Source organism: Streptomyces hygroscopicus subsp. hygroscopicus, assembly GCF_001553455.1.
Classification (GTDB): domain Bacteria; phylum Actinomycetota; class Actinomycetes; order Streptomycetales; family Streptomycetaceae; genus Streptomyces; species Streptomyces hygroscopicus.
This window is the reverse complement of sequence record NZ_BBOX01000328.1, coordinates 1-6212: the sequence shown is the minus strand read 5'-3', so window position 1 is coordinate 6212 and position 6212 is coordinate 1. Positions and strand designations below refer to the sequence as shown.

The 6212-nt window shown below is 72.0% G+C and carries 4 protein-coding genes; all 4 read left to right on the top strand.

The annotated features are described in order from the left end of the window. The first annotated feature begins 499 nt into the window (after positions 1-499). On the top strand, positions 500-1807 hold the full coding sequence (locus AXW62_RS29580) for an extracellular solute-binding protein (RefSeq protein ID WP_060947213.1): 1308 nt from the start codon (positions 500-502) through the stop codon (positions 1805-1807). After that, complete coding sequence (locus tag AXW62_RS29575) at positions 1807-2730, top strand: carbohydrate ABC transporter permease (RefSeq protein WP_060947212.1); 924 nt, start codon at positions 1807-1809, stop codon at positions 2728-2730. The genes AXW62_RS29580 and AXW62_RS29575 overlap by 1 nt, the downstream gene beginning before the upstream one ends. Before the next feature lie 86 nt (positions 2731-2816). Continuing rightward, positions 2817-3665 carry a carbohydrate ABC transporter permease gene (locus tag AXW62_RS29570; protein WP_051885868.1) on the top strand — a complete coding sequence of 283 codons (849 nt, stop codon included), beginning with the start codon at positions 2817-2819 and terminating at the stop codon, positions 3663-3665. Positions 3666-3811: 146 nt separating this feature from the next. Next, a complete protein-coding gene (locus AXW62_RS29565) occupies positions 3812-6193 on the top strand; it encodes a beta-xylosidase/alpha-l-arabinosidase (RefSeq protein WP_060947211.1) in 2382 nt (793 codons plus the stop codon). Positions 6194-6212: the final 19 nt, after the last annotated feature.

Genomic DNA, 6212 nt, shown 5'->3' with positions numbered 1-6212 from the left:
CGCGAGGGCACCGGGCCCGCTGCGCGTCCCGGATCGGAAGCGTGCCTCGCTTCCGCGCGGCCCGGCTCTGCGGCGCGGCCCGCTTCCCGCGCGTCCCACCGTGCCCCGCTCCGGCGAGGGCCGCCGTGCGGCCGCGCCGGAGCAGAAGTGGCCGCACGGAGCCCGGAGCCGGGCCCCGGGGCCCGGAACAAGGCCCGGAGCCATACCCGCAACGGGTCCCGAGCGAGGACCGGAAGCGGAGCACGTGCCCGGGAAAGGCCCGGAGCCGGGCCCGGAGCGGAGCACGCGCCCGCCACGGGGGCCCAAGAGCCCGCACCGGAGCCGCGACACCCGGCACGGAGCCCCGACACCCAGAACAGGGCCCCGACACCCCCAACGGGCCCCCAACGCCCGGAACGGGCCCGGCCGCTTGCCAAAACCCTTGACACGGCATCAGCACCCCCATACCTTCCACGCAACCGCTTCCGAGAATTATCGGGCTACTTCCGGAAGGCACACGATGCGCATACCTCGGTCAAGGTCCACCCTTCGTGCGTCCACCCTGGCGGCGGCCGTGCTGCTGGTCGGCACGGCGCTCGCCGGCTGCGGAAGCGGCGGCCCCGGAGGGGCGGGCGACGACTCCCTCGACGTCTGGGTCTACCAGGACGCCTCGACCAAGGTGCAGCGCGAGGTCGTCAAGCGGTTCAACAAGACCTCCGACGTCAAGGTGAAGCTCACCCAGGTGCCCGGTGACGGATACTCGGACAAGATGCGCACCTCGATGGGCACGCCCAACGCACCGGACATCTTCTTCAACTGGGGCGGCGGCAGCATCAGCGACTTCGTCAAGAAGGGCATGCTGCTCGACCTGGACCCGGCCATGGCCGAGGACCCGGAGCTGAAGAAGGCGTTCATCCCCACGATCCTCGACGCGGGCGCGATCGACGGAAAGCACTACGGCATCCCCATGCGCGGGATGCAGCCGGTGATCCTCTTCTACAACAAGGACGTCTTCGCGGACGCCGGGGCTAAGCCCCCGAAGTCCTGGGACGATCTGCTGAAGCTCATCGACACCTTCAAGAGCGCGGGCGTCACCCCGTTCGCCCTGGCCGGTACCGATGCCTGGACCGAGCAGATGTGGGTGGAGTACCTGGTGGACCGCTACGGCGGGGCCGGGGTGTTCCAGAAGGTCCGCAGCCGGGGGATGGCGGCCTGGGACGACCCGGCGGTGCTCAAGACCGCGCGGACCATCAGGGACCTGGTCGGCCGGGGCGCGTTCGGCAAGAACTACAAGTCGGTCAACTACACCGCCGACGGGGCCTCCACGCTCTTCGCCAAGGGCAAGGCGGCCATGCATCTGATGGGAAGCTGGGAGTACGCCAACCAGAAGGCCAACCAGCCCGCGTTCGCCAAGTCGGCGCTGGGCTGGACCACCTTCCCGGCGGTCCCCGGCGGCAGCGGTGACCCCAAGAGCGTCGTCGGCAACCCGACCAACTACTGGTCGGTCAACGCCAAGGTCAAGGGCGAGAAGCGGAAGGCCGCGCTGGAATTCGTGAAGTTCGCGGCGGGGCAGGACTACTCCAAGGACCTCATCGCCAACGGTGACATTCCCGCCACCTCCGACGCCGCCTCCCTGCTCGGCGGGCACGAGAACCCCGGCTACGCGCGGTTCCAGTACCAACTGGTCAAGCGGGCACCCGACTTCACGCTCTCCTGGGACCAGGCGCTGCCCGCCAAGTACACCCCGCCGCTGTACACCGCCATCCAGAAGCTGTTCAACGGACAGCTCGACCCGGACGGGTTCGTCGACGCCCTGAAGGGCATGTGATGGCGTACGCCGCGACGCGCGAGCGGCACCGGAGCACCGGCCGGCCGGGGGTCGGCCGGCCCGGCGTCCTCTGGGCCCTTCCCGGTGCGCTGTTCTTCGTCTTCTTCGCCGTGGCGCCGATGGTCCTGGTCGGCGTGCTCGCCTTCACCGACTGGGACGGCATCGGCACCCCGAGCTGGACCGGGATGAGCAACTGGTCCCGGCTGTGGGACGATCCGGAAACCCACCAGGCCATCTGGCTCAGTCTGGTGCTGACCGTGCTGACCTGGGTCTTCCAGACCCCGCTGGCGCTGCTGCTGGGCGTGTGGGCGGCCGGGCGGCAGCGCAACCGGGCGGTGCTGTCGGCGATCTTCTTCCTGCCGCTGCTGGGCTCGTCCGTGGCGCTCGCGCTGGTCTGGAAGTCGCTGCTGGACCCCAACTTCGGTCTGATCGCCGACATCGGGCCCGCCCTGGGCTTCGCGGACGGCGATCTGCTCGGCAGCTCCAAGGGCGCCTTCGGGGCGGTCCTCTTCGTCACCGGCTGGCAGTTCATCCCGCTGCACACGCTGATCTACCAGGGCGGCGCCCGGGCCATCCCGCGCTCGCTCTACGACGCGGCGGCGATCGACGGCGCCGGCACCGTACGGCAGTTCTTCTCGATCACCCTGCCCCAGCTGCGCAACACCATCGTCACCTCCTCGGTGATCATGGTGGTGGGCGCGCTCACCTTCTTCGACACCGTCCTGATCCTCACCAAGGGCGGTCCGGGCACGGACACCACGATCGTGCCGTACCTGATGTACAAGAACGGGTTCCAGGCGTTCGACCTCGGCTACGCCAGCGCGGTCGCCACCATCCTCGTCGTCGTCGCCACCACCGTCTCGCTGCTGCTGGTGCGGCTCACCGGCTTCGCCGCGATGCGCAGTACCCGGGAGGGGATGTGACCGACGTGCTGCACGACCACCCCCAAGACGGCGTCCGTACGCCGAACAGGACCCCGGCGGCCCCTCGCCCCCGCCGCCGCCGGGGTCTGCCCCGCCCGCCGCGCCGCCCGAGGGGTGGTCTGCGGACCCCCAACTACCCGGCCGGGTTCGGCTCCCTGATCTGGCTGGGCATCGTCGGAGTGCCGCTGTACGTCCTGGTGGCCGCCACCTTCCAGACCCGCGACGGCTATATCGACGACGGGCCGCTGGCCCTGCCCGACCATCCCACGCTGGCCAACTACCGGCGGGTGCTGGAGTCCGACTTCCTCTCCTACCTCCTCAACACCGCGCTGGTCACGGCCGTGTGCGCGGCGATCGTGATCACGCTGTCGGTGACCGTGGGCTACACCGTCGTACGCGCCCGCGGCCGGGCCTCCCGCCGGATCTTCCAGATCTTCCTGCTGGGGCTGGCGATCCCCGCGCAGGCGGTGGTGATCCCGGTCTATCTGGTGATCACCAAACTGCATCTGTACGACACCCTGCTCGCGGTGATCCTGCCGACCGCCGCCTTCTCCCTCCCGGTCAGCGTGCTCGTCCTGGTCGGCACGATGCGCGACATCGACGAGGAGCTGTACGAGTCGATGGCGCTGGACGGGGCGAGCCCGACCCGGGTGCTGCTCCAGCTCGTCGTGCCGCTGTCGCGGTCCGGGATCTCCACGGTCGGGGTGATGTCGGCGCTGAACGCCTGGAACGGCTTCCTCTTCCCGCTGCTGCTCACCCAGTCCAAGAGCAACCGGCTGCTGACCCTGGGGCTGTACGACTACGTGGGCGAGTTCCGGGTGGACACCCCGGCACTGCTCACCGCGGTGGTGCTCTCCATCGTCCCGATCTTCCTGGTTTACCTCTTCGCCCGCCGTCAGCTGATCAACGGGCTGATGGGTGTGGGCGGCAAATAGGCCGCCCCGAACGGCACACAGGCCGCGCCCCACACAGACCGCCCGCCCCGCACACAGGCCGTCCCGAACGGCACATAAGTCGCCTCGAACGGCACACAGGCCGTCCCCCTCGCCGCCCCGTCCTTCCTCTCCCGACAAGGAGCTTCATGCCTCAGCCCTGGCAGGACACCTCCCTCTCCGCCGAGGACCGCGCGGCGGCCCTGCTCTCCTCGATGACGCTGGAGGAGAAGCTCGCCCAGCTCTCCAGCGTCTGGCCGGGTTCCGAGACCGGGGAGGGCGAGGACGTCGCCCCGCTCCAGCACGAGCTGTCCGAGGCCGTGGACCTGGACGGCCTCCTCCCCCATGGCATCGGCCAGCTGACCCGCCCCTTCGGCACCTCCCCCGTCGAACCGGCCGAGGGCGCCGCGGCGCTGGCCCGCCTGCAGACCCGGATCGCCGCCGGGAACCGCTTCGGAATCCCGGCCCTCGCCCATGAGGAGTGCCTGACCGGCGTCTTCGCCTGGCGCGCCACCGTCTTCCCCACCCCGCTCGCCTGGGGTGCGTCCTTCGACCCGGCGCTGGTGGGGCGGGCCGCCGAGCTGATCGGCGGTTCGCTCGCGTCGGCCGGGATCCACCAGGGGCTGGCCCCGGTGCTGGACGTGGTGCGGGACCCGCGCTGGGGCCGTACGGAGGAGTCCATCGGCGAGGACCCGTACCTGGTCGGGACCATCGGCACCGCGTACGTCCGGGGCCTGGAGTCCACCGGGATCGTCGCCACGCTCAAGCATTTCGCGGGCTACTCCGCCTCCCGGGGCGGCCGCAATCACGCGCCGGTGTCCATCGGCCCGCGTGAGCTCGCCGATGTCGTCCTGCCGCCCTTCGAGATGGCGGTGCGGGACGGGGGCGCGCGGTCGGTCATGCACGCCTACAACGACATCGACGGGGTGCCCTCGGCCGCCAACCCCTGGCTGCTGACCGAGCTGCTCCGCGACACCTGGGGTTTCACCGGCACCGTCGTGGCCGACTACTTCGGGGTCTCGTTCCTGGAGCTGGCCCACCGGGTCGCCAGCACGCGGGGCGGCGCGGCCGGGCTCGCCCTGGCGGCCGGGGTGGACGTGGAGCTGCCCTCGGTGCGCTGCTTCGGCACCCCGCTGCGGGACGCGGTGCGGGCCGGGGAGGTGGACGAGTCGCTGGTGGACCGGGCGGCGCTGCGGGTGCTGCGGCAGAAGTGCGAACTGGGGCTGCTGGACCCGGACTGGTCGGCGACCCCGCCGGCGCTCGCCGGAACGGCGGACTCCGTCGACTTCGATCCGCCCGCGATGCGGGCCGTGGCGCGGGAGCTGGCCGAGGAGTCGGTGGTGCTGCTCGCCGACGACGGCGGTGTGCTGCCGCTCGCGCCGGACGCCCGGATCGCGGTGGTCGGCCCGCTCGCCGACGACCCGGCCGCCATGCTCGGCTGCTACACCTTCCCCCGCCATGTGGGCGTGGAACACCCCGAACTGCCCCTGGGCGTCGAGGTGCCGACCCTGTTCGCCGCGCTGCGCGGCGAACTGCCCGGTGCCCGGATCACCCACGCCGAGGGGTGCGCCGCGCCCGGCCCGGCCGGGTCCGCCGGGGACGCGGGGGGAGCGGTCTCGGCCGGTGCGGCGGCGCTCACCGCCGAGAGCCGGCTGGCGCAGGCGGCCAGGACGGCGGCGGACGCGGATGTGTGCGTCGCCGTGCTGGGCGACCGCTCGGGCCTGTTCGGCCGGGGCACCTCGGGCGAGGGCTGTGACGCGGACGACCTCGAACTCCCCGGTGACCAGGGCGCGTTGCTGGACACCCTGCTGGCCACCGGCACCCCGGTGGTGCTGGTGCTGTTCACCGGCCGCCCGTACGCCCTCGGCCGCTGGGCGGGGCTGCTGGCCGCCGCCGTGCAGGCGTTCTTCCCCGGTGAGGAGGGCGGCCCGGCGGTCGCCGGGGTGCTGAGCGGACGCGTCAACCCCTCGGGCCGGCTGCCGGTGAGCGTGCCCTACGCGCCCGGCGGCCAGCCCTGGACGTACGCACAGCCGCCGCTCGGGCTGCGGGGCGACGCCAGCTCGATCGACCCGACCCCGCTGTTCGCCTTCGGCCACGGGCTGTCCTACACCACGTTCGCCTGGGAGCGCCCGGAGGCCGACGCCGCCGACATCCCCACCGACGGGGAGACCACGGTCCGGCTGACCGTGCGCAACACCGGTGACCGCGCCGGGACCGAGGTCGTGCAGCTCTACCTCCACGATCCGGTGGCCCGGATCGCCCGCCCGGTGTCCCGCCTGATCGGCTACGCACGGGTGCCGCTGCGGCCGGGCGAGTCCGCCGAGGTCCACTTCACCTTCCACGCCGACCTCGCCTCGTATCCGCTCCGGGCCGACGGCACGAGGGTGGTGGAACCCGGCGCCCTGGAACTGCGGCTGGCCTCCTCCAGCGCCGACTCGGACGTACGGCACACCATCCCGCTGGCGCTGACCGGCCCCGAGCGCACGGTGGACCACCGGCGGCGCCTGGTGTGCGAGGCGCGAGTGAAATAACCGCACGACGAAACAGCCC

Bases quoted from the DNA above. Each gene is read 5' to 3' on its own strand.
- AXW62_RS29580 (WP_060947213.1), top strand. From the start codon at position 500: ATGCGCATACCTCGGTCAAGGTCCACCCTTCGTGCGTCCACCCTGGCG.
- AXW62_RS29575 (WP_060947212.1), top strand. From the start codon at position 1,807: ATGGCGTACGCCGCGACGCGCGAGCGGCACCGGAGCACCGGCCGGCCG.
- AXW62_RS29565 (WP_060947211.1), top strand. From the start codon at position 3,812: ATGCCTCAGCCCTGGCAGGACACCTCCCTCTCCGCCGAGGACCGCGCG.